The sequence below is a fragment of the Flavobacterium amniphilum genome (assembly GCF_023634845.1).
GTDB lineage: Bacteria > Bacteroidota > Bacteroidia > Flavobacteriales > Flavobacteriaceae > Flavobacterium > Flavobacterium amniphilum.
In genome coordinates this window covers 43941-68878 of record NZ_JAMLJL010000015.1, presented here as the reverse complement: position 1 = coordinate 68878, position 24938 = coordinate 43941, and the positions used below count along the sequence as shown (strand labels likewise).

28 protein-coding genes are annotated in these 24938 nt (G+C 31.5%); 24 read left to right on the top strand and 4 right to left on the bottom strand.

The genetic code is table 11. From position 1 onward, the window contains the following. Position 1 precedes the first annotated feature (1 nt). The 23 genes from NAT51_RS15600 (at position 2) to NAT51_RS15490 (ending at position 16589) form a co-directional block, all read left to right on the top strand. A complete protein-coding gene (locus NAT51_RS15600) occupies positions 2–637 on the top strand; it encodes a hypothetical protein (RefSeq protein WP_250600296.1) in 636 nt (211 codons plus the stop codon). 37 nt (positions 638–674) lie between these two features. Continuing rightward, complete coding sequence (locus tag NAT51_RS15595; RefSeq protein ID WP_250600294.1) at positions 675–1241, top strand: hypothetical protein; 567 nt, start codon at positions 675–677, stop codon at positions 1239–1241. A 54-nt stretch (positions 1242–1295) separates the two neighbouring features. Beyond that, a complete protein-coding gene (locus tag NAT51_RS15590; RefSeq protein WP_250600292.1) occupies positions 1296–1670 on the top strand; it encodes a hypothetical protein in 375 nt (124 codons plus the stop codon). A gap of 1 nt (position 1671) precedes the next feature. Further along, positions 1672–1971, top strand: a complete 300-nt coding sequence (locus NAT51_RS15585) for a hypothetical protein (protein ID WP_250600290.1) — start codon at positions 1672–1674, stop codon at positions 1969–1971. A 1-nt stretch (position 1972) separates the two neighbouring features. Beyond that, positions 1973–2782, top strand: a complete 810-nt coding sequence (locus NAT51_RS15580; protein ID WP_250600288.1) for a hypothetical protein — start codon at positions 1973–1975, stop codon at positions 2780–2782. Further along, positions 2779–2973, top strand: a complete 195-nt coding sequence (locus NAT51_RS15575) for a hypothetical protein (protein WP_250600286.1) — start codon at positions 2779–2781, stop codon at positions 2971–2973. Before NAT51_RS15580 ends, NAT51_RS15575 begins: the two co-directional genes overlap by 4 nt. A 213-nt stretch (positions 2974–3186) precedes the next feature. Beyond that, the gene (locus NAT51_RS15570) at positions 3187–3672 is read left to right on the top strand and encodes a hypothetical protein (protein WP_250600284.1); all 486 of its coding nucleotides are present in this window, start codon (positions 3187–3189) and stop codon (positions 3670–3672) included. A gap of 2 nt (positions 3673–3674) precedes the next feature. Then, positions 3675–4097: a hypothetical protein gene (locus NAT51_RS15565; RefSeq protein WP_250600282.1), complete on the top strand. Its 423-nt coding sequence runs from the start codon at positions 3675–3677 to the stop codon at positions 4095–4097. Positions 4098–4099: 2 nt separating this feature from the next. After that, positions 4100–4810, top strand: coding sequence for a peptidoglycan-binding domain-containing protein (locus NAT51_RS15560; RefSeq protein ID WP_250600280.1), 711 nt, complete (start codon positions 4100–4102; stop codon positions 4808–4810). Next, the gene (locus NAT51_RS15555) at positions 4810–4953 is read left to right on the top strand and encodes a hypothetical protein (protein WP_250600278.1); all 144 of its coding nucleotides are present in this window, start codon (positions 4810–4812) and stop codon (positions 4951–4953) included. The genes NAT51_RS15560 and NAT51_RS15555 overlap by 1 nt, the downstream gene beginning before the upstream one ends. Continuing rightward, positions 4953–5603: a glycoside hydrolase family 19 protein gene (locus NAT51_RS15550; protein ID WP_250600276.1), complete on the top strand. Its 651-nt coding sequence runs from the start codon at positions 4953–4955 to the stop codon at positions 5601–5603. Before NAT51_RS15555 ends, NAT51_RS15550 begins: the two co-directional genes overlap by 1 nt. A gap of 74 nt (positions 5604–5677) precedes the next feature. Then, positions 5678–5977: a hypothetical protein gene (locus NAT51_RS15545; RefSeq protein ID WP_250600274.1), complete on the top strand. Its 300-nt coding sequence runs from the start codon at positions 5678–5680 to the stop codon at positions 5975–5977. 111 nt (positions 5978–6088) lie between these two features. Beyond that, the gene (locus NAT51_RS15540) at positions 6089–6625 is read left to right on the top strand and encodes a hypothetical protein (RefSeq protein ID WP_250600273.1); all 537 of its coding nucleotides are present in this window, start codon (positions 6089–6091) and stop codon (positions 6623–6625) included. Next, positions 6622–7092, top strand: coding sequence for a hypothetical protein (locus tag NAT51_RS15535; protein WP_250600271.1), 471 nt, complete (start codon positions 6622–6624; stop codon positions 7090–7092). The genes NAT51_RS15540 and NAT51_RS15535 overlap by 4 nt, the downstream gene beginning before the upstream one ends. A 2-nt stretch (positions 7093–7094) precedes the next feature. After that, on the top strand, positions 7095–9290 hold the full coding sequence (locus tag NAT51_RS15530; protein WP_250600269.1) for an ArdC family protein: 2196 nt from the start codon (positions 7095–7097) through the stop codon (positions 9288–9290). Between the two features lie 15 nt (positions 9291–9305). Beyond that, a complete protein-coding gene (locus NAT51_RS15525; protein ID WP_250600267.1) occupies positions 9306–9470 on the top strand; it encodes a hypothetical protein in 165 nt (54 codons plus the stop codon). Positions 9471–9761: 291 nt separating this feature from the next. After that, positions 9762–12272: a DEAD/DEAH box helicase gene (locus NAT51_RS15520; RefSeq protein WP_250600265.1), complete on the top strand. Its 2511-nt coding sequence runs from the start codon at positions 9762–9764 to the stop codon at positions 12270–12272. 156 nt (positions 12273–12428) lie between these two features. Next, positions 12429–12770: a type II toxin-antitoxin system HigB family toxin gene (locus tag NAT51_RS15515; protein ID WP_250600263.1), complete on the top strand. Its 342-nt coding sequence runs from the start codon at positions 12429–12431 to the stop codon at positions 12768–12770. Continuing rightward, positions 12770–13333 (top strand): transcriptional regulator, encoded by a 564-nt coding sequence (locus NAT51_RS15510; protein ID WP_250600261.1) that lies wholly within the window; start codon positions 12770–12772, stop codon positions 13331–13333. The genes NAT51_RS15515 and NAT51_RS15510 overlap by 1 nt, the downstream gene beginning before the upstream one ends. Positions 13334–13792: 459 nt before the next feature. Then, positions 13793–14677 (top strand): hypothetical protein, encoded by an 885-nt coding sequence (locus tag NAT51_RS15505; protein WP_250600259.1) that lies wholly within the window; start codon positions 13793–13795, stop codon positions 14675–14677. An 83-nt stretch (positions 14678–14760) separates the two neighbouring features. Then, complete coding sequence (locus tag NAT51_RS15500) at positions 14761–15060, top strand: helix-turn-helix domain-containing protein (protein WP_250600257.1); 300 nt, start codon at positions 14761–14763, stop codon at positions 15058–15060. 12 nt (positions 15061–15072) lie between these two features. Beyond that, a complete protein-coding gene (locus NAT51_RS15495; RefSeq protein ID WP_250600255.1) occupies positions 15073–15396 on the top strand; it encodes a hypothetical protein in 324 nt (107 codons plus the stop codon). Continuing rightward, the gene (locus NAT51_RS15490) at positions 15393–16589 is read left to right on the top strand and encodes a primase-helicase family protein (RefSeq protein ID WP_250600253.1); all 1197 of its coding nucleotides are present in this window, start codon (positions 15393–15395) and stop codon (positions 16587–16589) included. The genes NAT51_RS15495 and NAT51_RS15490 overlap by 4 nt, the downstream gene beginning before the upstream one ends. A 522-nt stretch (positions 16590–17111) precedes the next feature. Here NAT51_RS15490 and NAT51_RS15485 read toward each other — a convergent pair. The 4 genes from NAT51_RS15485 to NAT51_RS15470 all read right to left on the bottom strand — a co-directional run bounded on the left by NAT51_RS15485 (position 17112) and on the right by NAT51_RS15470 (position 23606). Further along, positions 17112–18497, bottom strand: coding sequence for a hypothetical protein (locus NAT51_RS15485; protein ID WP_250600251.1), 1386 nt, complete (start codon positions 18495–18497; stop codon positions 17112–17114). A 234-nt stretch (positions 18498–18731) separates the two neighbouring features. Beyond that, positions 18732–19775, bottom strand: a complete 1044-nt coding sequence (locus NAT51_RS15480) for a reverse transcriptase family protein (RefSeq protein ID WP_250600249.1) — start codon at positions 19773–19775, stop codon at positions 18732–18734. Positions 19776–19861: 86 nt separating this feature from the next. Next, entirely contained in the window at positions 19862–20584 is a 723-nt protein-coding gene (locus NAT51_RS15475) for a hypothetical protein (RefSeq protein WP_250600247.1), read from the bottom strand. Between the two features lie 40 nt (positions 20585–20624). Further along, positions 20625–23606, bottom strand: a complete 2982-nt coding sequence (locus NAT51_RS15470; protein WP_250600244.1) for an AAA domain-containing protein — start codon at positions 23604–23606, stop codon at positions 20625–20627. 427 nt (positions 23607–24033) lie between these two features. On the opposite strand from NAT51_RS15470, the gene NAT51_RS15465 reads away from it, so the two are divergent. Beyond that, a complete protein-coding gene (locus tag NAT51_RS15465) occupies positions 24034–24936 on the top strand; it encodes a BRCT domain-containing protein (RefSeq protein ID WP_250600243.1) in 903 nt (300 codons plus the stop codon). The last annotated feature ends 2 nt before the right edge of the window (positions 24937–24938 follow it).

The window sequence follows — 24938 nt, the reverse complement described above, 5'->3', positions numbered from 1 at the left end:
AATGAAACAAGAATTAATAACAATCAGTTCTGCCGTTGTTGTAGGTGCTCTTTCAAGGGGTCTTACAGGCACTATGACCGAGACATCCTCAAACACGGTAAAAAGTGTTGTTAATGGAGCGGTTGCTATTGGTGCTGGATTTTTAGCGGTAAAAGTAAACGGAAGTGATACCAAAAGTTCACTATTAAGAGGTTCAGCAATAGGTATTTCTATTGCTCACGGTCTGGAATTAGTAAAGAATATTTTTTCATCTGAAAAAATTGCTTCTAAGCTAAATCCTGAAACAACAATCGGACGATTTATGCAAAAAACAGCAGGCCTTTCAGGAGCAATTAATGGTCTAAGTGGCTATATCGATTCTTACGGTAATTATCACGAAGATGGTTTAGGAGGTTACATCGATATTAACGGTAACTATGTAGAAAACGGATTAAATGCTTATGATGGTGGCGATGGCTTGGGTGCTTATGAAGAAGAAGGTTTAAACGGATATTTTGACGAAGCAGGTAACTATCATGAAGATGGTTTAGGCGGTTACATCGACATCAATGGTAACTATGTTGAAGATGGTTTAGGAGGTAGTGAAGATGAAGGTTTAGGAGCTTATATCGATGAAAACGGGAATTACATTCTGTAACCCACAATTAGAAGTAAAATTTAATCTATAAAGAAAAATGGAAAATAGAAATCCGCAATTGCAAAGAGCAATTAAAGTTTTAGGAGCGAGACAACGTCAAACAAGTCAAGTCGCAAGACCACAAGCCACAAAATTGGTAGATAAAACGTATTACCTGAACGTAAAGGTCGATGGTATGAGTGGTATTAATGAACTTGTTGATGCCAATACTAAAAAAGTTGTTGGGATTACCAATTTTGATGGTAACCTGCTTAACTCGGGAAGAGATGTTGTAATTGATGCTATCCGAGTGCAGTTCACTACAAGAGGGCAAAAAATTGAGAGTGCTGACTGGCAAAGTAGAGACACACTTCCAGCAGAGTTGCAAAATGCTGATTTAAGACTGATTCAAACCAATGACATGCTTATTGATTTACCACTTACAGATGTACAAAACTTCAAAACAGAAGATTTTCGTCCAATTGCAACCACACCTCTTTTAAGAGCAAAAGAAGAGTTCAAATTAGAATTGGAATTTCCAAAAGGTGTTACAGTTCCGATTTCAAAAGAAGGTTGCGGAATGTTTCTTAGATTAGAGTTTAGAGTGACGGAAGCTAAAAAGTAAGAGAGCCAATAATGCCGAAGTCATAATGGCTATGGCTTTTTAATCTTAAAAAGTATGCGACAAATTCAACATGTAGTAAAGGCAATCATAAAGCCAGGAGAAAGTAATACATCTGAGAATTTTAAACTTCCAATTGGTTTTACCACTGGCGTAGCAGTGTACACTAATGGAGTTGAAAAAAACATCAGTGCAATGACATCCATTGAAATGAAAGACGATAACAGTATTGCTATCATTCCTTCGGTTCATATTGATAATTGGAGACAATCAAACGGTGGCGAATATGAAAAGAGTTTTAAACCCTTGAATTTCGATACAGGTAACAAAGATTATTCACTCATTTTCGCTTTGGACGAACCATTAAAAAGTGATGTTCCATTAAAATTTCATGTAGTGTTTTTATACAACAATAACATTAATAAAGTATAGCATGTTTGTAGAATCTGCTTTTATAACAAGAGAGTTTAGGGAAGAACAAATTCCCGTTTTAGAGGGAGTTACCTGCCTTTCGGTTGTAAACACAGGAACTACAATTGCAATTATCAATGATGTTACAATTTACCCAACACAGAAGCAAATATTAATTCCTCCAGATGGCACTTTTTCAAAGGTAAAGTTAGAAGTTAATTATGTGACAAGTGAATCAACTTTTGATCCAAAATTAGTAAAGGGAATTATTAGGAAAAATGAACGAAACAGGATTTTACTTATCTACAAAAAACTAATTTAAAATGGAGCAATTAGATGATTTGATGGATAAACTGGCAAGCGATAAATTTTGCGCTGTAACAGTTTACGACAGAACTACTTCAAAGCCAATTTTTCGCAATATTACACATGAGCAAATAAAAAATGATTATGGAACAAGTGAAGAATTCTTTGAGAAACTCTATAGTGATGGGTTTACTAAACTCACCATTCAGGAAAAACGTAAAAATGGAGTAAATGCTTTCAAAATTGAAGGAGATCCTTTTGATGTGACTTTTGGTGAGATTCAATCTAAATCCAGAGATAAAGAAGAAGAGTTAATGACAGCTTCAAAAAAGAAGAAGAAAAAGAAAAAAAGTGTTGGTCTGTTGGGTTTAGGAATTGCGGACATTTTCGACTTGAAATTACAAGCTCGCGATCGGGATGAACTAGCTAAAAAATTAGAAGAATCTGAAAAATACAATCGGGAACTTAAAGCTAAAAACGAGGAACTCACTGAGGAAAAATTGCAAAGGAAATATACCAAAGAGAGTAACGATAGTTTGAATAACATGCTCTTAGGAGTAGTCAAACAAGCCCCAATTATTTTAAAAGGATTAGGGTTTAATGTTCCGGTTGAAAGTGGTGGTTTGGCAATGGCTTCGCAAGAAGATTTGGAAGATGAAAATTATTCGGATGCTAAAAAGGCATTCTTGGATATTACCAAAACGCTTGACGATGACACCATAACATTGTTAACAGTTATTTATCAGAAAATCAACGAGAAGTCCGAAAACAATCTCTTTTCACAAGAACTGTTCGGATTATTACAAAAACATCAAATGTTAATATGAGCACAATAAGTATAAAAACAAAGGAGACCAATCCTTTCAAATTGCAAAAGAAAACTAAGCTAGTTCAGGAATTATCTGATTTGGATAATGAGGTTTTAGAAAAACTGGTGGAGCTGAAGAAATCCAAAAAAGCCATTGTAATGGTTACCGATGCTCAAAGCTGGCAAACAATCAAAGAGTTTATAATGTAGAAAGTTGGAGTAGCTCGTTTTGTATGCTCCATTTATGGAACGGGCGAAACAATGATAAAACACAGGTGTAGACATTGCTCCAATTTAAGAAAGTAAAGATGAAACAAGGAGAGTAAGACGTACCAACTACTGGGACAACTCTTTAGAATGCTAAAAATGAAATCCTCGGAGTAAAAATGAAATTGGGAGCAATACTACAGCCAAGAAATGAATATGAAAAGACAAGGCTTACATAATCCCGCAGTAGCTTCCTCTCCACAGGGACAAAAAGCAATTGCAACAACTCTTGAAAATACAAGTACAGGCGTTAATGCTACGGTCTCGATAGTCAAAGGGGTCATGAAAATGGGACTTTTTTTAGGTGTGGGTTACTTTGCTTACAAGAAGATTTTTAATGGTTTTTCACCTTTGAAAGAAAACAAAAGAGAGAGACCAAGTAATATTTCAACAGGTATGGCAAAAAATAAAGCTGAAGCGATTTATAGTGCGATGTATGGTGTCGGAAACGGTTTTAAATCGGTAAAGCAAAATCTTATGGGTATTAATTCTAACGGATTTGTGAGAATCCATAATGCTTTCGGACTTAGAAAAGGAATCAATCCTTTATCCAAGAAAATGACCCTGATAGAATGGTTTAGTGATCAGTTCAGCCAAAATGAACTAATGGAATTACGCTTTTTAATTCCCAACTTTTTTTAATCATGGACAGCTCAAAATTACTGCCTATCTCGATTAGTGTAGCTGGATTGGGGATATTGCTTTTTGCCATAGTTCAAGCAAATAAAGATAAAAACGGAAATGCTTATTTGAATCAAGGAACTGTAGAAAATAGCTTCAATGCAAAAGAAATAGCCACGGTGCTTTACGATGCTATGAAAGAAGCCAATTTTACAAATACCGATAAACGAAAAACCATTTTTACAACACTCACAGGAGTGAGTCAAGCACAGTTTTCATGGGTGATTAAAGCCTTTGGGAGTAGATATTACAACACTCTAACGGGTAACACCTATTTCGCCTTATGGCAAAGTCCTGTGAAGCATCCTTTGAAGGTTTGGCTTAAAGAGGAATTAAGTGACAGCGATTATAAATTATTGAAATCAAATTATCCAAAATACTTATAAGAATGACCACAGAAGATAAAATATGGATTGGTGGCGGTATCGCTCTTGCTATTGGTGGTGGCATTTATTATTTCGTTCAAAAAAATAAGAATGATAATGAAATCAGTCAAGAAATTGAAGCGGATTTAAGCAATGAAACTTTACCTGTTGCCACACCGAAGCCTATACGAACGCCAACATTGGCAACCACCCCGATTGTTCCTGTGAAAACAATATCAGAACCTCCTGTTAGAAGTGCTGATGCATTTAGATACAGCATAGGTCAGGGAGTGATGGCTTCAGGATTTAATGGAACAAAAACCTATGATGCAAGGAAGATGGCAGACGGAAATTATACCAGTGAGGGAATTCGAAAAGCCACTTTTAAAAAAGGAGATAAAATCGGAAAAATAATTTGGGTTGGCAAAAGGCCTGATGGAACATATCGCTATGTAGTTCAAAGGGATGGTGCTTTTTTAAATGACATCTATTGGATTGCAGATCATAGTGTCATAAAACCTATTGGAAAGATTTTACCAACTATTCAAGCGGTAACTGAGACATCAGGAATTGATAAAACTATGCTTCTTAAAAAAGGTAGCAAAGGAATAGAAGTAAGAACACTACAAACTTTATTAAAAGTTAAGGTGGACGGTGATTTTGGAAGAAATACGGAGAATGCTCTTTTCACTCAAAAAGGAGTAAAACAAATTAGACTTAAAGACTGGAGATAATGAATAAAAGTACAGGAGTATGGATTGGTTTAGGAGTATTGGGCGCAATCATTATCGCTTCAATGAGTGATGAATCTAAACCTAAAATAGAATCCAAATTAAACAAAAAGTCCGATGTCGAACCTAAAAAAGTACAATTGTAATGGAATTTTTATTATCAAATAGTACGCCTTTTTTAAAGGTTTTTAAAAAGTATGCTATTAATACTCCAAAGCGTGTTGCGCATTTTTTAGCACAGCTTCACGAAGAAACGGGCGGATTTATAAAACTTTCTGAAAACTTGAATTACACTCCTGCTGGACTAATTAAAACTTTTGGAACGAATCAGATTTCAGTTGCTCAAGCTAACTTTTATGGAAGAACAGCTAAACGCAAAGCCAATCAGGAAGCCATCGCTAACATTGTGTATGGCGGAAATTGGGGAAAAGTAAATTTAGGTAATACTCAAGTTGGTGACGGTTGGAGATTTAGAGGACGTGGATTAATTCAATTAACAGGTAGAGCAAACTATCAAGCCTATAAAGATTATTCTGGTGTCGATGTAGTTGCCAACCCTGATTTGGCTTCACGCCCAGACATTGCAATTGATATTGCAGGGTGGTTTTGGAGTGTGAGGTTCAAACTTAATCCAATTGCAGATACAAACAATATCACATCAATTACTAAGAAAATCAACGGTGGTCTTACCAATTTTTCTGAGCGGGTCAAACAGCTAAATTATTATACAGGCATTGACACACTTGGGATATTAAAAAAAAAAAGCGAGTCCGAGAACGGTCAAATCGAAGAGTAAACCTGTTTATAGCTTCTACAACCCTTTTACTAGGGTGCTCGATTTTGGTTCTAAAACTAAATAAAGGATAAAATATGTTACCAATAGAAACCATACTCAACTATTTCTTGGGTTCAACGACTCTGATTTCGATTTATATCGCTTGGAAGTCAAGAAATTCAGAGCTAAAGAAAACGGAAGCTTCAGCACTCGAAGCTATCGATTCAATTTACACCAAAATGTCAGTTGTAACGGATAAGAAGTTTGAAGAAATGCAGCGGATTATTGATGAAAATACTATTGAAATTAAAAACCTTAAAGAACAATTGCAGGAATATCAAAAACGATGTTCAGGCTGTTTGAATAACAAGGGAAATGAAAAGAAAAACCTTTGACAAAATTATCGGAGTCCTCAGTGTCTATTACGAAATCGATTTGATTCAGGTAATAGAGGTTTCGGAACTACTATTTTTTGTTATAAAAATCTACTTTAAAAAATCAAAACCATGAAAAAGTTAATCCACTATATCGCCTTGTTTATCATTTCCAGTATGGTTTTTACAAGTTGTTCTTCAGCTAAAAAATTAAAGCAAGAAAACACGCTTCTTAAAAATGAAATTCAGAAAAGAGATAGTATCAAAAGCACTATTATTAATCAGGCAATTGATGATAAGTTAGTTACTCCGATTGTGCAGAGTCAAACAGGAAATGTAGTTTTTGATAGTTTGGTTAATGCTAAGGTAGATGAAATTTTATCCAAGTTGAATACTACTAAAAATTCAGGAGATAACAGCTATAAACTCATTTATGACAAACTTAAAAAGCAGTTGGAGTTTTATGCACAAATCGCTCAAACCAAAAATGAAAATACGACGGTTAAAGATGAAAAAGTAAAAACAATTATCCAGGTTAAAAAAATTCCTGTGGTGGTTGAAAAGCCCTTATCAAAATTGAAAAAATTTTTAATGGGATTGGGGATTTTGGTATTACTCTACATCGGATTTAAGATAGTTGCCCTAATCAGAAAAAGAACAAGTTTATGAGCATAAGAGCTAAACATATCGTAATCACAAGTGCAATTTTAGGCATTGGAGCATTATGGTACACGAGCAAACTCAATAAGTGGAAAGAAACAATGAATAAACTAAAAGCATTACCAACTGGAATTAGAAACTTTGATATTAATTTCAAACGAGTGCGCTTTAATTTGGATGTTACAATCTACAATCCTACAGGTGATAATTTTAGTCCTGATGGAGTTATTGCAATTGTTAAACGGATTATACTCAAAGATAAAACAGCCAAGCGAATTGCTACAATCACAGTCAATAAATCCTTTTTATCCATTCCTGCCAAAGGAAAACATGTACTGAAGGATCTAATTGTTGAAATTCCAATATTGGAGAATATCTCCAATTGGCAAAGTCTCTCTCAAATAAGAAGTGTAAATGACTTTCAAACCGAAACGATTTTAGGTGTTTTAGGCAAAGAATATTCAATAATAAAGTAAGCATGGATTTAATATCATCATTCAATAATCTTAACGGTAAAACTGTAAAACGTTCCTTTTTGAAATCCCTTTTAACAAGAGCTAAAAAGCAGAGGCATTCGATTATTGCAAGTCGGATTAGTAAAGTTTTACAACAAAATAATGATACTCTTTTTGCTATTGAACTAACGCAATTAATAGAACCAGCAGGACTTAGTGGAGCAGAGCAAAAAATCATTCTTCCAACACTAGAATACATTTCTGAAGAGGATTCAGAAGGTGGACTAAATGGAGTTTCACCTGATGATATTTACAGTTATATCACAGACTTGATTATCAATACCATTGATAAAGTCGGGCATTTACCTTGGCAAAAAGATTGGGTCGGTTCGGGTTCTGATGGTGCAGCTAAAAATTATCTAAGCAAGAAAGAATACACTGGAGCAAACTTCCTTTTGAATTTCGATGTGAAATTTGATGAAGAAGGCAAAGGTTATCTAGTGCCTATAAAGTTTATTCAACCGTACTATTTAACCTTTAATCAAATCAGGGAAACTAAAGCTTCATTGAAAAAGGATAGTAAAGCAAGACGAGTAATTTATTACACTATGATTTTTAATTACGATAATGGTACATTAAAATTCAAAACAACTGATAAGGCAAAGTTTACCGAGTTTGTAAAATCTCACGGACTAACCAAAGAAGATTTGAAGGCGCATTTAGTGAAAATCCCAGTAATTAAATATTACAATGTTTTTAGGGCGGATGATTGTACTGGATTAAAATTTCCTGAGGCAACAGGTAATAAAAATGTGAATCCAATTGAGCAGGCTCAAAGTCTTATCGATGGTTATAAAGACCCACCTACATACACTTTTATTGGAGATAGAGCTTATTATCAGCCTTCAACCGATAAACTCAATATGCCAAATATTAAAGCTTTTAAAAAAGAGGCTTCGTATTACTGCACTTATTTCCACGAGTTGACCCATTCAACTGGAGCAAAAAAAAGATTGAACAGGGATATGACTGGAACTTTTGGAAGTAAACCTTATGCCTTTGAGGAACTCATTGCAGAACTCGGAGCAGTTTTCATGTGTTCCGAATCTGGAATTTTATTTCAAACCAAAGAAAACTCAGCTAAGTATCTTAAAAATTGGAATACTGTTTTGGTGAGCGAATTGGAAAATGACAATCGCTTTTTTTTGAAAGCTTCAGCTCAATCTCAAAAAGCAGTCAATTACATATTAGGTAGAAACTCCGATAGTTTAAAAGAAGAGGAAGAGGAAAAAAAGGAAGAGCCAGTAAAAAAAGTAGCTGTAAAAATTCCAGTCAAAAGAACTCCAAAAAGTAAATTCAAAAGTAAAACTAAACAAGGGGAACAATTGGATTTATTTGTTGGATTGGGAGCAAAAGCCAAAACTAAAAAAACTACTGAAGTAAAGAAAAAAAGACTTGTGAAAGTACCAGGAAAAACCACTACTGGAGTAAGTGAAAAAACATTTGCAAAGGATCGGAATAAAAGTTTAAATCAGTTAGAGAAATTGGGCTTTGTTTCTGCCAATTCCGCACCAAAAGAGGCTAAAGATGTTTTTGTTTTGGGAGGAGAGATTGGCAAGTTTTTGCAAAAGCAACAACCACACAAAGCACTCATCTTGATTAAAGGAAATAAACACAGTTCAAAATCTCAGTTGGCTATGCAAATTGCTAATGCTTTTGGAGAACAACAAACGCCAGTTGCCTACATCGATTATGAACAAGGAGGGATTGAAAGTAAAGATACACTAGACAGTATTAACCGAAATACAAGCGAGAAAGGAAGAGGATACATAGCTATAAAAGGTTATTTAGAAAAACCTTTTCAAGAGTTACAGGATTTCTGTAAAGTAGTTAAAGTCATTATAGCGGATTCCGTTACGGATTTAAAAATTACAGCCGACCAACTGAATTTTTTAAGAACCACTTACCCAAAAGTAATTTGGTGCTTTATATCTCAAGTAAAAGAAAATGGTGCAATGTATGGCGGTAACAAGATGGCGCACAATCCAACTTCTGTAATTCATTGTTCCTCGAATCAAGACCCAAAACAAAGGTTTGCCACACTTGAAAAAAACAGAGGAAACGACCTCACTTTTATATACTCGATGTATTACAAAAAGGTTGTTAGTGAACCAACAGAACAAAAAAGTAAAAGAAAATTATCGTTTAAAGTTAAATAATTAAAATTCAAAATCATGGTAAGTAAAAAAGCAAAACCGAAAAGTAAAAAGAGAATTTCAGCTAAAAAATTATGCAGTAGAGTAATTGTCCGAGAAGGAGTTAAAAAAGACGGTACGTTGAAAAAAGGGTATCGTTATGTTAAAGGTGGTAGAGTTGTAAAGGCGAAAGGTAAAAAGTAGTTTTTAATTGGTTGATTAAAGCCGTGTTGCAGGAATGTAGTACGGCTTTTTTTAGCTTATAAATATTTAGATAAAAATTATGTTTTATATTAAAAAGTCAGGTTTACCCTGACAATGATACTACGAAACATAATTTTAAATTACACTTGATTATTAATACACATCTATAAGAAAAACCAATTCTTTTTTGTTAACTTTAATATCTTTGCAAATTATATGTGATTATCACATTCATAACAGTCCCTTAAAAATTAATGGAAATTAAAGAACAATCAAAACTATAATGAATTTATGAATATATTTTCAAAAAAATTACTTGCAACTAGTGACGAAGATTTACCAATTCATCCAATTGATATATTTCAAGGACTTTTTCACAAAGAAGGATACTCATATTTAAGAGGGATTCAAGAAGAAGTTTTGAACTCATGGCATTCAATAAGAGACCAGAGAGATGTTTTATGCAAAATGAATACAGGATCGGGTAAGACATTAGTAAGTTTATTAATGCTACATTCCAAAATGAATGAAGGAGTTGGAACATCATTATACCTATGCCCAGATAAACAACTATTGGAACAAGCAAAAAAACAGGCTGAATTGTATGGTATTCCTGTATGCGAAATAAATGAGGATAATGATTTCCCAACCGATTTTCACAATTGTAAGAGCATTTTGTTGTGTACTTTTCAGAAATTATTTAATTCAAAATCAATTTTTAATCGAGATAAAATAAATATTGGCTCTCTCGTTATTGATGATGCACATAGTTGCTTAGATAAAGCTAGAGATACTACAACGATTAATTTACCTAGAGGTCATAGCGCGTGTGAAAGAATAATAAAGCTATTTGAAACCGATTTAATTGACCAAGCACCTGGAACTTATCGAAGATTATTTGACGGCGATCCATTTGCTAGCATACTGAAAGTTCCATATTGGGCTTGGATGGATAGAATTGACGAAGTAATTACACTTTTAAATGAATTTTCTGATGATAACGAATTAAAATTTAAGTGGGGTCTGATTTCAGATGACCTTTTGTCTTATGACTGTTATTTGGGACCAAGAGGTATCGAAATAGCACCAATACATGTTCCTTATCAAAACGTAAAATCATTCACTGAAGCTAAACATAAGTATATTTTATCTGCAACATTTGAAGACCAAACAGATTTAATTAAAGATTTCGGAATTAATTCTGACAGTATTATCAACGCTCTAATTCCTAAAGACAGAAAAGACATAGGTCAAAGGTTAATCTTAGCCCCAAAAAGATTTGACCCTAGTTTATTCGATACTGATATTTATAAGTTGGCAAAAGACTATGCTCTAAAAGAGATTAATGTCGTTATTTTAGTTCCTTCTTATGCAAAAGCTGTACCTTGGGTTCAAAACGGAGCAGTTTTCTTAAATGAAGGAGACATAAATGATAATATCAACAACCTTAAACTAAAGAAAGGCGGTTTACATGTTTTAGTAAACAGATATGACGGAGTTGATTTGAATGGGGATATGTGTAGAATTTTAATTTTAGATGGTTATCCAGTTTTTACCTCTTCTAAAGAACTTTACACAGAGATGCGGTTAGAAAGTGTTAAAGCTTCACTTAAGGCTCAGATAATTGAGCAAGGGTTAGGCAGAGGTGTGAGATCCGGAAGTGATTATTGTGCAGTGATATTGATGGGTAACGACTTGCTTCAATTTTTAGGAAATAGATATAATTTGCAATATTTTACTTCAGTTACAAGAAAACAGCTTGAAATGGGGCTTTCTCTATTGGATGAGGAGGATAAAGAAAATTCACTAAAGACTATTGCGGATACAATTGATTTTTGTTTGTCGCAAAACATAGACTGGAGAACGTTTCACTCTCAAGGCATTTCAAAAGTTGAAGTTGAAACCTTAAACAATGAAAAAATAAAAAATATAAATATTGCCGAATATGAAAAACAAGCTATTGACTTGTTTCGTTCAAGAAGTTATACAAGTGCAAAAGATACTATTGTAAGTAAAATTATCGATGGTACATCCATTAATGATAAACAAAAGGGATGGTATTTTCAATATGCTGCTCAATTATTATATTTAGAACAAAAGGTTTTAGCTAATGATTTACAAATTAGAGCATCAGCTTTAGCATCTCATATGTTCAAAACGAAATTAGGTAACAATTATACTAAGATTAGTGTTTATGAAGAGCAGTCCTCAAATATCAAAAAATTTATCAGCCAATTTGATAAATCGCAAGATTTTAAAATTTATTTAGAAGAAGTACTTAATGATTTAAAGTATAGTCCCGAAATTAATTCAACGAAATTTGAAAATGCACTAGCAAATTGTGGAAGAATTATTGGTTTTTATGCTCAAGAGCCAGAATTTGAATACGGGAATGGTCCAGATGTTTTATGGGGGATGACTGATAATCATTTTTTAGTATTAGAGGCAAAATCAATGGCTATTCATACTGAAATTACTCGTGACAATATTGGACAATTATTGCAGTCGGGGGAATGGTTCAAAAAGCAATATGGAGAGTCAACTAAGCATACCCTTGTAACTTTACAATCGCCAAAAGTGAAAGGTTATAATGTTAATCCAAGTGAAAACACAAAAGTAATAGATGATGCTACTTTAGATAAAATAAGAAAAAATCTATCTCAATTTGTAAATGGAATTGTTAGTATTGGGATTAATGCTATTACTCCATTAGAAATATCGAAATTATTGGTAGCACATAATTTTACACCATCGTTATTTAGAGGGAATTATTTAAGTGATATTGTAGCTAAAAGAAAATAGTACAAGGCAACAAATTTCAATAGTTGAACAGATGAATTTATCACATAGGGTAATAAAGAAAATGTACCTTTCAATTATTGAAAGTTAAAAGAATAAAAATTAACACATAAGTTCGGTTATATTCCGAACTTATTTTTTATATTTGCTATAATTATTATGAGAGTAATAGGTAAAAAAACAATTTTAAAATTAAAAAAGAAAAATATCGGCAATAGAAAGTTATGTGATGAAGTCGATAAATTGATAGAAGATTTAGAAAAATTTGACCCGAAGCAATCAGTTCTAACTGAAGTTAGAAAAGATGCAGATTGTGTTCACAGTGATGGTTTCTATTTTTTTGATATTAATATTCATAGGACATTAATTTTAATTGAGTTAGATGATGACGGCGAAGCCACAATAATCTGGACAGGAACGCATCAAGAATATGAAAGAGTTTTTAAAAATAACAAATCAACCATTGAAAAATGGCTTAGAGATAAAAACCATATTGACTAATGAAAACAAATTTTGATATAGAAAAATTCATTGAGAACGGTTCAATTAATAATGAATTGGATTTAGAAAGGGCGATGATTGCTGATAGAAAGTTAAGGTTGCTATCTAAAGAAAGTGTACATTTCAAAAATCTTAGAAAAAAATTAAGAGATTTAATTGAAGTATATGAAAATAAAGAGTGGTCTAATTTAGATACTTTGACTGATAAAAAAGTATTTGAAAGTGACAAATCAGAGATTATTGCCGAACAAGAAAGAATTTTTATAGAGAACAGAAAACAGCAGATACGTAAAAAATTAAAAACTCTTGATTTAACCCAAGAAAATTTAGGACATATTTTGGGTCATAAAAGTAAAACACATATGTCCGAGTTAATGAATGGAATAAAGCCATTTACTCTTAAAGATTTGATTATTATAAATAGGTTATTGAAAATAGATTTAAAAGAACTGATTCCTATATTTTTATCAACAGAGGATAAAATTAAAGTTAAATCCGCAGTCATTGAATTAAACAAGCCTCAGATCAAATTAGAAAAAGCAGATTTATTATTCAGTTTTTAGACAAGTTCAATAACTGGTACAGTCATTGAACATCTATCTCCAGCCATTTCTTTATTCTGTTAATCAATATTTGTTAAGTTTTATTTGCCGTTTCATTGTAAATGAGTATATTTACAATTCACAAAATAAATGAATTGTTTACGATTAAAAGGGGGTAAATTCGGTTACCCTAATTTAAAAAGTATTTCAAATTACTGATATATAGCGAATTATAAGAGTGGTAAAAATCCCTTCCTCTCTGCAAGCGTAAACCGCAAGTAACTTAGGAATAAGTATTTGCGGTTTTTTTATTTCTGCTTTGTCCGACAATTGTCCCAATTCAAAAAAATATTCAGGTTTAGAATTTCTTTTTGAAAGAAACAATTTATCCAAAAATAAACTTTAGCAAATTCAATAACTTAAAGATGTAACTCTAAGAGTTAATTTTTTGAAGTGTAAATAAATAAAAAATCTAGTAAAATGTATTTTGATTATCAGGAGATAGAAAACAGAAAATTTGTAAAGAAATTCAAGCCACAAGAGTTGGAACTTTCAAATATAGAAAACCTTATTGTGCAAAATGTTTTTATTGAAGATGAAACTTCAACCAACTATAAAGTTAAATTTTTAACTGAATACGAGAAAACAGATTCAATAGAGCTTGATACTTCGATAACTTTGGACTCAAAAGTGTATAAAATAAATCAATGCATTTTAGAAGAGATATATTCGTCAATACAGTTTTTTGTTGAAACTGTTGCTTCCGACATAGAATTTGATTTAAACAAGATTTTAACCAACTTGGAAGGGCGAATTGACAACGTCGAAAAGATAAAATACTTGGAGAAAAAACACAAGGATTTATATTCTCAGGTTAAAAACGAATCAGAGTATCTTGTTTATGCTGAAATAAAGGAGGTTAACGGGTTTGAAAATTGGCATGAATTAATCTTTGCCTACCTTGGAGGAGAAAGTACTTTTATTCAGAAGTATTTAACATCAGATTTTCAAATGCCAGATATTCCAAAAAATATTTTGAGTATATGGACAAAATATTATACCATCAAAACACAAATTGACTTTTGTAAAGAACAGATTAATGCTCTTAAAGAAACTAAACAGAAATCAAATGTTGTTGACACATCATTACAAGTTTTTCTGCTTGAGGAAATCATAAACATGAAAGATTGGAGCAGTATAAGTGCGAACAAAAAAGGAGAAATCCTTAGTCACTTACTTGGTAAAAATAAAGACAATATTAAAAAGGTTTATCTTGAACTTGACAAGAAAAGTTCCGAGAATTCAGACAAGCTTTTAAACGACAGGAAAAAAGCAGATGAAATTATTAAAAAACTATTAGGGTAACTCACAGGGTTACCCTAATAGTTTTAACTCCATACGACCAGATTAAGTTTGCGCCATAATTAATAAAAACTAATAATTAAATTATGGCTAAAGAAATCTTGCAATTCGAAAACATCAACGCTACTGATTTTAAAAATGAAATTATTGATGGCGTTATCTTAGCATTAAAAAATAATCCAGGCTCATTGCAATTAAATGAGCAAACAGACCAACTTCTCACTAGACTAGAAACCGCAAAACTCCTTTCGATTAGTTTGGTCACTTTATGGGATTGGACTAAGAAAGATATTATCCCAGCGTACCGGATAGGGAATAAGGTTCGTTACAAAAGAAGTGAGATTTTAAAATCATTGAATCAGAAAAACCAGTTTGGTGAATTTTAAAAAGTCTTTCTTATGCAAACAAATAATCAGATATTAATTTCAGATGCTTTAAGTCATTTGAATGCCATGAAAAACGATTTTGCACGACTAAGGTTGGATTATAATGATGATAAAGCCTTAGTGTATGCAACAGGGAAATATATTGAATCCTGTGAGCTAATCGGTCAGCTTATTAAAAGTTATGATAATTATAATTTCAAATTGTTATCAAATAATATCAATAACGTATTATTAAAAGATGCTGAATTACACGGCATTTTAATAACAATCAGGAAAAGTAAGTACATTGATAATCTTGATCATTCAAAAATGGCATCCATAATTTTTGAAATATGAAAGAGTATATCCGTGTTGGAACCGAGTATTTCAAGGAAGTACTGTGTCCATTGATGAGTGGTGACAATATGAAATCATTGATAAAGTGGAATAAAGCAACTATCATAGATGATTTTGGGAAAGAAAGTTTACAACAGATTAAAAAGTATGAAACCTTTTGTACGTTTCCTTCCCATGTAGATTATCAAAGAGAAATCAATAATTTTTATAATAAATACGAACCTCTTTCCTATGAAATAAGTGATAAAGGAGATTGGCAGAATGTTAAATTCTTTTTGCAACATATTTTCGGAGAGCAATACGAATTGGGTTTGGATTACTTAACAATCCTTTGGAAGCATCCCAGCCAAATCTTACCGATACTATGTTTGGTAAGTGTGGAGCGAAATACAGGGAAAAGTACCTTTTTGAAGTTCTTAAAGTTAATCTTTGAAGGAAATATGACAATCAATAAAAATGAAGATTTCAGAAGCCGTTTTAATTCCGATTGGGCAGGGAAGTTGATTGTCGCGGTTGATGAAGTATTATTAGATAAAAAGGAAGATAGTGAGCGTATTAAGAACCTTTCAACCTCTAATCATTACAAGTTGGAAGGAAAAGGAGTTGATAAAGCTGAAATCGAGTTTTTTGGTAAGTTTATCTTATGTTCGAATAATGAGGATAATTTCATCAAGATTGATGATTTGGAAATCAGGTATTGGGTTATTAAAGTCAATCCGTTTACACAAGAAAACCCGGACTTGTTACAGCAAATGAGAAGCGAGATTTCAAACTTTACTTATTATTTAACCCATAGAGAGGTAAAAGCACCCAGAACAACCAGAATGTGGTTTTCTAAAGAATTGATTTATACCAAAGCTTTAGAAGTTCTAATAAAAGGAAACAGAAGTACAATAGAAAAAGAAATTGAAGAATTCATCATTGAGCAATTCCATACACTTGAATTAAACGAATTGTATTATACAACCAAAGATTTACACGAGCAACTGAATCTTGCCAATATTAGGGTAGGGAAGAGTTATGTTTCTAAAATAATCACTGAGAATTTTAAACTCGAGCCTAAAAATAGCAGTTACAATTTTTATAGTTTGGATTTATCCACAATGAATCAGGATAAATGGAGTGTTTACACCGAAAGCAGAAAGGGAAGGTTTTATACATTTAAGAAAGATAAATTCATTAAAAACTGTTGACTTGTTGAAAAATGAATAAGAAACCAATAAATACAATGCTTCACAGGTCAACAACGTATCAACTTTATGTCAACAAATCAAATTTATAGTTTCACTTCACTTTTTTTGTTGACAGTTTGTTGACGGCCTGTTGAAGTGTAAAACCCAATAAATACAGGAGATTACATACTATTGTCAACAAATCAACAAAATCAACACATTTTTCACTATAACTACTAAGCGTTACAATTCAAGACTACAATAAGCAATCAGATATCGACTTTAATAACTTCTGCAACCAAATAAGAGCAACCAGTTTTTATATTTGGTTGCAACTGGTTTTATGATTCTTTGATAAGTTAATTGACTTGTTTTTAGCTAACTTATTTGTTCGGGTAAAATTATTGCAATGGATTTGTTCAACTGGTTGCAACCAGTTTCTATCATTGCAATGCATTGCAATTGGATAATAGAATCATTGCAATTGGATAATAGAATCATTGCAATGGTAATTGTTATGCACTCAATCTTGTGAAGTACAAGCTATTTTTTAGGGATATCTGGAAATTTAACAATTGAACCTAAAGAACTATGAATTGCATTACGACATTTCTTTTTAAATTTATCATCATTGTTTACACTAAGATATTTACATACAAAAAATAAATCTATTGTTTTTATCAATCCAATTTTTTCTCTTTCAGCACCCTTTATACATTTTTCAGTGAAAAAGTCTTTTCTTGTTCCAAGTGGGTTGAGTCTTTGAGGATTTCCAAATAGTAATCCGAATGCTTTTTCATAAATTTCTTCTCTTTCGAAATCTTCATTTAAGGAATCTTGAAGCTGTCTGAATTTAGTGATATCGATTGCTTTACTGTCCTTGCCTTCACATTCTCCTATATATCTAAAATTTTCAGGAGAAGTAATTACCTGATCCAACTCTAAAGCTCCATTGTTGAAATTTTCTGCTTTATATCCCAATATTTCCAATGCTTTAATAACTGCAACTTCTAGTGGCTTGCCTGTCTCAAAGAGTAAATCTTTAAATGTTTCTTCCTCGATAAAAGCCTGATTTAATTCTTCACATTCGTCTTCTAGCTTTTGTATTGATTTTTTTTTCTTTTTTATTAGTTCACTTATTTCTTCTGCCTTCTCAAGATTATATTCTTCATTTTCCAACCATTCGGGTTTGGCTGTTCTTTCATGTTGAGATGATATTTTTTTATCAATCTCTAAAATACACTGTATAAGTTTTTTTCCAAAAATTATGCCTTCTTGCGTCCATTCTCCATGCTTGTCATAAAATTCATCTTTACTCGTGTCTAAATATGGTAAAATAATAATTTGTCCTTCATCTTTTTTAAAAGTAACAGATAGGGTTTTGTCTAAGGTTTTAGTTTGAAGAAGTTCAGTATAGTGGTCTTTTGGTTCAAGATAAGCTTCAAAGCTTAAATTTTTTTCAAATGAATTATAAAATGATTTTAATAATTCATTTTTGCTTATTATTTTTTTTCCTTTGGCATTGTTGACGTCAATGTCAAAAGGGAAGACTTTGTAATTGTTAAAGGAATCAACAATATTTGTTACTTTTTGATTTCTTCCTGTTCCACTTGTATTTCTTTGCCCAGTATCTATGTAAAATTCATTTTTTTGACATAAGAAAATAAATAAATTTCTTCCGCTTTTCAAATATGAGTTTAGCTCTTTTCTCCAATGTTTTGTAGCTTCAATAATTCTTGATGAAGTGTTGAGATCATATGATATTTTGCCTTTATAAGTAGAATTTAAGCCATAAGAAAAATTAGTAGTTTTAAAATCAGGACAAAAAATAACTAAATCTGCATCAGATAATGAAGAGTTACTGTCTAATTTGATAAAATCATCATCATGTGTTGGTAAGCAGTATCCAACAGAAACTATTTCTTTCATATGTATTTTTTTATTTAGTCTTTCAACTACTAAACTAGAAAAAAATCATATATATTAAGTTTATGTTAGCATGGAATCTTTTTTTTATTACACAAGTAAATAAAACAACCAGTTTTTGTATTTGGTTGCAACTGGTTTTATGATTATAATAATTGCAATGGCATTGCAATTAATTAATCCCAGTTTAAGATAGGAGTATCGATTAGTCAATTGTAATTGTTAAAAATCATGTAGCTATTGCAATAAATTACTTTGATAAAAATTTGGTTTAATTTGATTTAGTGTTTTATAATATTTCTCTGCAAATGCAGGTTCGATAGAATTAATAAAATGTAGCCATCCATAAATTCTATTGATAGTTGCCTCAATTTCGTAATTGACATAACTTTTAAAATCTTTGGATGTTTTGTCATATCCTAATTTTTTAAGCTTTAGGCGAATATGTCTTCTATATCCAAATTTTGTTATATAATATATTTCCAACCGAATATTGCGCTTTATTTGCTTTGAAATTCTCGCTCTATTGCTATCAAAAACAGTTAGTCCAGTAACATATTGCAATTGGCCTCGTTTCATGAACTTAGTTTTTGATGTATTTAATTTGAAGCCATAAGAAGTAATGATTTTTTCAATTTCAGATAAAGAAATATTTTCTTTTTGTGAAGAAAAGTATAAGTCATCAGCATACCTTGAGTATGTTATATCATCTTTACAATATTTAATTAATTCTAAATCTAATTCGGTTGAAACAATATTGGCAATTATTGGACTTGTAGTAAAACCCTGAACTAATGAGTTATTAATTGTCGTAAATTCTGCTATCCATATTGCTATTTGCTCTTTAAAGCCAATTTTTATTAAACTTTTTACTATCATTGATTTTGTAATTGACTCAAAAAAATTTTCAATATCTACCGATAAAATAATTTTTTTTGCGAGATGTAAATCAGCATTTGTCTTAATTGTTCGCTTTTTAACAAAACCTTGAACACAATATTCTGGGGTGTAAATAGTTGCTAGGTAATTATTCAATATTTTTAAAGAGTTACTAAATTGATCAGTCCATATTTCATGTACTGGTCTATGACCTCCATTTTTACCTTTCTTTTTTATGTGTAATAGACCTACTGTGACCCCAGAAGGTGTTACTCTTAATTTGCTGCCATTCGTAAAATCAACAACATCAAACTCATGTTGTGTCGCTTTTTTAAGAAACTCTACATCACAACGTAAGTAATTGGCCAAGTCTTGAATAGTTGTTAGTTCTGAGTGTTTCATAATAAAAAGTGGGTGTCAGGATAAGAAAGATACTAATGCATTATGCTCGAATACGGAATCATATTCAAAATTTATCTGACAACCCACTAGTATTTATCTTTAATGTTTTTTAAATTTATTTGAAAATCGAGTGGCTTTTTACGGCTTAAATATGTGTTAGTATGGAGTATTTTGATGATTGCTATTTTTCCGGCTACTCTATCAAAATTTCCTTCCATTGTAGGGAATAATTTATCGGGAGTAAATATATGATCAAAAATGAAATTTAAGTAATCAACTACTGCAAGATTTTCTTCTTCTTTTCCTACAATATTAAATTCAATATCATAATCAGGGTATTTGCTGAAAAATGATTGTAAAACAGTATTGAGATTTCTCTTGGTTAATTGAATAGTTTCAAAGTAAAATATATTTTTAGCATCTCTGTTTGATATTATTCTGTCATGTAAAAGTTTGCTTAGAGAAAATTCGAAAAAATCAGATTCGTCACCTTGTTTCATTATTTGTTTAAAAAAAGGCGAATCCTTTTTTGTAATTACAAAATAAGCGCGATAATCTAATAATGGAAGTAGTTTGTAGAATTCTGTTCGTATGTCCATATTATTAGCAGTTGCGTGGAACCCCTTTTTTAGAATAGAATCTTTGAAATTTTCATAATAAAGAGAACTTGTTAAGTCGTTTTTTAATTTTATAAGACTATCAGTAATTACATTAGGTGAATCGGTCTTTATGCATCCATGAATAAAAAAAGGAGCATTATTACTAATGCTTCCTGTTTCATCTATATAAAAGTAATTTGTCTTTTTCATAAATCTGACTTAACAAGGTTTTTTATCATGTAAATATATTTTACTTTTCATATACTAAATGGTTGGCTAATATACCTGATGGTGTTTTAGCTTTTTTATCTAAAATTCGTGTGTTAGCGAATACTATAAAGTTGTCTTTTGCCCTGGAAACAGCGACATTTAACATGTTTGGTTTATTGTCTCTGTCAAAAAATAATGTGCCTGAGTCACCGTCACCATAAACCATTGAAAATAAAACAATCGGTCTTTCAGCTCCTTGTAAGGCATGTACAGTACCAATTTTTAGGATGTCAATGTCAAATCCTGCATTTTTCAAAGCGTACTTTAAGCTGTTTTTCTGACCCGTAAAAGGAGTTATTATACCTATTGCTTTTTCAAGTTTTCCGTATTTTTCTTCAATTGATTGTCGATTTATTGAAAGCCAATTTACAATTGCATCAACCTCATTTTGATTATATCTACTCGTATTTATGGTGGTTGAGTTTCCTTCAATATGAATACAGTACATAGGCGGAAAAAGCAAATCTTTTGGAGCGTTTCCTTTAAGCGGAATGAGTTGTCCATTATACGCTAAAACGTTACAGTAATTAATAATTTCATTATAACATCTTCTGTGTTCTACCAAAAGAACTCCTTTTTCTTTTATTTCTTTTTCCTTAAAGTTGCATGCATTTTGAGCCATTTTCATGATACTCCCTGTTGATGAGAGAAATCCTTTCGGGTCAAATTCTTTTTCATAAATCAGGTCGTCATAACTTTTTATTAATTCACATTTTTTTAGATTTCCAACGTCAATTTTATTTGTGATGTTCCAAACTGGTTCGATTTGTTTTACGTCACCAACTATAACAGCTTGCTTAGCAAGTGCAAATGTGGCAATTCCAACTTCAGGTGAAACTTGCCCAGCCTCATCTACAATTAACAGATCTATAAAGTCAAAAAGCGGAGGAGTGTCAAAAATATTTTTTCCATCTTCACCTTTTTTAAAAAATCTAAATGAACTGAAAAATTTAGGAGCCATATAAAATGTGCTTACAAAGCAAGGAGTGATCATTGCCTGTCTTCGCCATCTGTTTTTTACAGCATCCAATCCTTTTTTAGTGAAATTGTCATCTGATAAATCGCTTTCGAGTTGCATTAAATATCTCCCTTCCCAATAATGTAATGCTATTTGAAATGCTTTATGTCTAAAGGAAATATCTAATTCGTCATAAAAACAATTGGGCTCTGAGTCATTTCTAATTTTTAATAATTCAAATTCCCAATAATCTTCTTCAGTTCTTGGTGGATTACCATATATGGCATTTTGATTCTTCCAATTTTTCCAATTCTCAATTTTATCTGTTATGGTTTCTGCCATTTTTATTTTGGCATCTACTTTTTCAAGAATACTGCTTTTTGTAAAAATAAATCCATTGATTACTTCGATTAAAGAATCTCTTATAATTATTTTAATTTCAGATGCTCTATTGTTCAAAGCTGATTTTAAACCCAAAAAACATAATAATTTTCTAAAGAATGGCTCCTTGTTGAAATAATTAATAATTCTTTCTTCAATGCTTTTTAAATTTTCGATATCAACTTTGAAGCTGTTTTCATTTAAAATAGAGTCTTTATAGTATTTTTCAATCTCAGAATTTGAAATTAAATAATCTGTTGAAAAGACTTTTTCAGCTTTCATGTATTCATTCCAGATCGTAGAAGCTTCTTTGAGAATTGATTGTATCTGAATAATTTCATTTTGTAGTTTTTTAGTAGTTTCTTTTATACTAAAAGAGGTTACCCCATGGTAGGCTTGTGCTTTTTCTGAGAAAAATATTTTTGCTTTTTGTAAGAAGTCTTGCCTCTCTATTTTAGAGAATAATCCTTCTTCGTTTTGTTTTTTGTAGTTAATTCCTTTTAATTCGGCTTCTGTTTTACCATTTGCAGGCAAATAAGTGGCATAACCATCTATTTCAGGTATCCATCGTCCTTGCAATTTCCCTTTTTTTGTATTTGACTTAGAGAAGCTGTCTATTATGTTAGTTACTGCTTGATTATTTGTAGAGCAGGCAAGAATGACAGGAGCGTTGAGTCCAATTATAGCACTTTCAACAAATTTGTTTCCCACTAAGCTTTGTAGTAATGTGGTTTTTCCTGTTCCCGGAGGGCCATTCACTGCAAAAACTTTTTCGTTTGATTCTAAGTGGGTATAGAGACTTTTTCTTTGAGAGATTGATAAAGGGAAATCAAATCCCATCTGTCCAAGATGTAATGAGTTCGGGATTATTAAATCAGATACAGCAACTGGAGTTTTGACATCCCCGTTTTTTAAGGTAATGAATGACTTTAGTAATTTGGGAATTTCTTTTTCTTTAAGAATTTTTTCATAAAGTTGAATTATTCCAATAGCAGCGTTCATTTCTTCATCAGGAAGTAAGATAATGGCATTGCTTATGGTTTCATAACCTTGTGTGAAATATTCTTCAATATCTTGGTCAATGGAAAACTTAAATACTTTTTTTAGGTATTTGATGTAATGAGCATAATTATCAAATTCTTCCTTTCCAATAGCTGTAGCCAAATCTATTTTTTCTACGGAACTGAAAATGAACTCCGTCCTTTCATCTGCAAGAGGCTCTAAATATTTTCTTTGAAAAACTGGGAAAGTTTCTTCGGGGATTCTTAGTTTACCATTTCTATCTAGTTTGGCGAAAAACCAAAATGGATATTTGGGTTTTGGGTCTTTTAAAAAAACTAAATTTTCTGTAGTAGGTTTAATTTTTATTGGAGCAATGACTATTTCAACTTCATTTAACACTACCCAATTTTCACTTTGCTTATTTATAATACCTTTCTTCTTATTAATCCTAGTTTCTTCAAAGTCGATAAGCTCGTTAATTTTTTGAAGTTCAAAAATGAAATCATTTTCTATTTCAAAATTCTCCATTTCAAAATGTTTTAATTTATCAATATCGATATCTGCTTTGAGTGAATCAGATAAACTTTTTTTCCAATAGGTTATCCATTTTTTATATTCCATGTATGTTTTTGGTTCTTGTTTAAGATAATTTCAGCAACGTTGTGTTTTTAATTAAAACTTAGATTCAGTTTCGCATCTTCTAAAAGTAAATATACAAAAGAGAGAATAGTTAAAGTCTTTTTCTTCTTATAAGAGTCATAAATTCAGTATAAATACGTACTTAGATGCTTGATGTTATTGGTATTTTTGGAAGTTATTTCAGAAATGAGGTTTCCCATAATGACATCGCATAATAATGACTAATATTTGCTTTATAATAGAGTAAATTGTTATTTTTAATTAAATTAGTTAATGCTAGTATAAAGTTTTGTCTGACGTCTGATTATTGTGACAACATCAATTTGACAGACATTGATTTGTTTTTTGACTATATAGTTGATAGATATTCTTAAATTAATTTATAAATGAGCAAAAAAAATATATAATTATGAGTGATATTGACCAAGAATTGCTGAAAATTTACACTTCAAAATCCCAAGCAGATAAAGCAATCAGTTCTCTTAAAGGTGTTCTTTTGGGAATTAATTTAGATAATGAGGTAAATGAAAGAGAAATTAACGAACTCAAACAATGGGTCGTCGCTCACAAGGATTTGATTAAAAGAAATCCTTTTAACGAATTTATGACAATAATTGAGGAAACAATTTCTAACAAAATTCCGCCAATAGAAACAATTGAAGATTTATTTTGGCTGTGTCAGAAGTATGAGAGTGATAGCTATTATTACAATGCTGTTACGACAGACCTTCAGACACTGCAAGGACTTTGTCATGGAATACTTTCAGATGGAATAATTACTGATAAAGAAATATTGGATTTGAATAAATGGTTATCTGAAAACGAACATTTGAACACCTACTATCCTTATGATGAAATAAGGAGTTTGATACTTTCGATTGTTTCTGATGGTAAAATTGAAGAAGAAGAGCGGATTGTTTTAAAAGCTTATTTTAGTCAATTTGTACAATTGCAAGATTCGAAGTTGCAAGAACAAATCAAAGAAGAAACAGCAGATATAAGTATCACAGGACATTGTACTAGCGAACCAAATATTGAATTCTCAGGAAAAACATTTTGCATTACAGGTGTATTAAAAAGAGGGAATAGAGAAACATTACAAAAGCAAATTCAAAAATTGGGAGGAATCCCTACAGAAAGTGTTAGTAAAAAGACAGACTATTTAATTGTTGGTGATAATGGTAACCCAGCTTGGGCTTTTTCCTGTTATGGGAGGAAAGTAGAAAAGGCAATTAATCTTAGAAAAGAAGGTCACACTATTACACTCATCCATGAGTTTGATTTTTCTGATATTATTGATGATTTAATTTAGTT

Bases quoted from the DNA above. Each gene is read 5' to 3' on its own strand.
- NAT51_RS15600 (WP_250600296.1), top strand. From the start codon at position 2: ATGAAACAAGAATTAATAACAATCAGTTCTGCCGTTGTTGTAGGTGCT.
- NAT51_RS15595 (WP_250600294.1), top strand. From the start codon at position 675: ATGGAAAATAGAAATCCGCAATTGCAAAGAGCAATTAAAGTTTTAGGA.
- NAT51_RS15590 (WP_250600292.1), top strand. From the start codon at position 1,296: ATGCGACAAATTCAACATGTAGTAAAGGCAATCATAAAGCCAGGAGAA.
- NAT51_RS15585 (WP_250600290.1), top strand. From the start codon at position 1,672: ATGTTTGTAGAATCTGCTTTTATAACAAGAGAGTTTAGGGAAGAACAA.
- NAT51_RS15580 (WP_250600288.1), top strand. From the start codon at position 1,973: ATGGAGCAATTAGATGATTTGATGGATAAACTGGCAAGCGATAAATTT.
- NAT51_RS15575 (WP_250600286.1), top strand. From the start codon at position 2,779: ATGAGCACAATAAGTATAAAAACAAAGGAGACCAATCCTTTCAAATTG.
- NAT51_RS15570 (WP_250600284.1), top strand. From the start codon at position 3,187: ATGAAAAGACAAGGCTTACATAATCCCGCAGTAGCTTCCTCTCCACAG.
- NAT51_RS15565 (WP_250600282.1), top strand. From the start codon at position 3,675: ATGGACAGCTCAAAATTACTGCCTATCTCGATTAGTGTAGCTGGATTG.
- NAT51_RS15560 (WP_250600280.1), top strand. From the start codon at position 4,100: ATGACCACAGAAGATAAAATATGGATTGGTGGCGGTATCGCTCTTGCT.
- NAT51_RS15555 (WP_250600278.1), top strand. From the start codon at position 4,810: ATGAATAAAAGTACAGGAGTATGGATTGGTTTAGGAGTATTGGGCGCA.
- NAT51_RS15550 (WP_250600276.1), top strand. From the start codon at position 4,953: ATGGAATTTTTATTATCAAATAGTACGCCTTTTTTAAAGGTTTTTAAA.
- NAT51_RS15545 (WP_250600274.1), top strand. From the start codon at position 5,678: ATGTTACCAATAGAAACCATACTCAACTATTTCTTGGGTTCAACGACT.
- NAT51_RS15540 (WP_250600273.1), top strand. From the start codon at position 6,089: ATGAAAAAGTTAATCCACTATATCGCCTTGTTTATCATTTCCAGTATG.
- NAT51_RS15535 (WP_250600271.1), top strand. From the start codon at position 6,622: ATGAGCATAAGAGCTAAACATATCGTAATCACAAGTGCAATTTTAGGC.
- NAT51_RS15530 (WP_250600269.1), top strand. From the start codon at position 7,095: ATGGATTTAATATCATCATTCAATAATCTTAACGGTAAAACTGTAAAA.
- NAT51_RS15525 (WP_250600267.1), top strand. From the start codon at position 9,306: ATGGTAAGTAAAAAAGCAAAACCGAAAAGTAAAAAGAGAATTTCAGCT.
- NAT51_RS15520 (WP_250600265.1), top strand. From the start codon at position 9,762: ATGAATATATTTTCAAAAAAATTACTTGCAACTAGTGACGAAGATTTA.
- NAT51_RS15515 (WP_250600263.1), top strand. From the start codon at position 12,429: ATGAGAGTAATAGGTAAAAAAACAATTTTAAAATTAAAAAAGAAAAAT.
- NAT51_RS15510 (WP_250600261.1), top strand. From the start codon at position 12,770: ATGAAAACAAATTTTGATATAGAAAAATTCATTGAGAACGGTTCAATT.
- NAT51_RS15505 (WP_250600259.1), top strand. From the start codon at position 13,793: ATGTATTTTGATTATCAGGAGATAGAAAACAGAAAATTTGTAAAGAAA.
- NAT51_RS15500 (WP_250600257.1), top strand. From the start codon at position 14,761: ATGGCTAAAGAAATCTTGCAATTCGAAAACATCAACGCTACTGATTTT.
- NAT51_RS15495 (WP_250600255.1), top strand. From the start codon at position 15,073: ATGCAAACAAATAATCAGATATTAATTTCAGATGCTTTAAGTCATTTG.
- NAT51_RS15490 (WP_250600253.1), top strand. From the start codon at position 15,393: ATGAAAGAGTATATCCGTGTTGGAACCGAGTATTTCAAGGAAGTACTG.
- NAT51_RS15485 (WP_250600251.1), bottom strand. From the start codon at position 18,497: ATGAAAGAAATAGTTTCTGTTGGATACTGCTTACCAACACATGATGAT.
- NAT51_RS15480 (WP_250600249.1), bottom strand. From the start codon at position 19,775: ATGAAACACTCAGAACTAACAACTATTCAAGACTTGGCCAATTACTTA.
- NAT51_RS15475 (WP_250600247.1), bottom strand. From the start codon at position 20,584: ATGAAAAAGACAAATTACTTTTATATAGATGAAACAGGAAGCATTAGT.
- NAT51_RS15470 (WP_250600244.1), bottom strand. From the start codon at position 23,606: ATGGAATATAAAAAATGGATAACCTATTGGAAAAAAAGTTTATCTGAT.
- NAT51_RS15465 (WP_250600243.1), top strand. From the start codon at position 24,034: ATGAGTGATATTGACCAAGAATTGCTGAAAATTTACACTTCAAAATCC.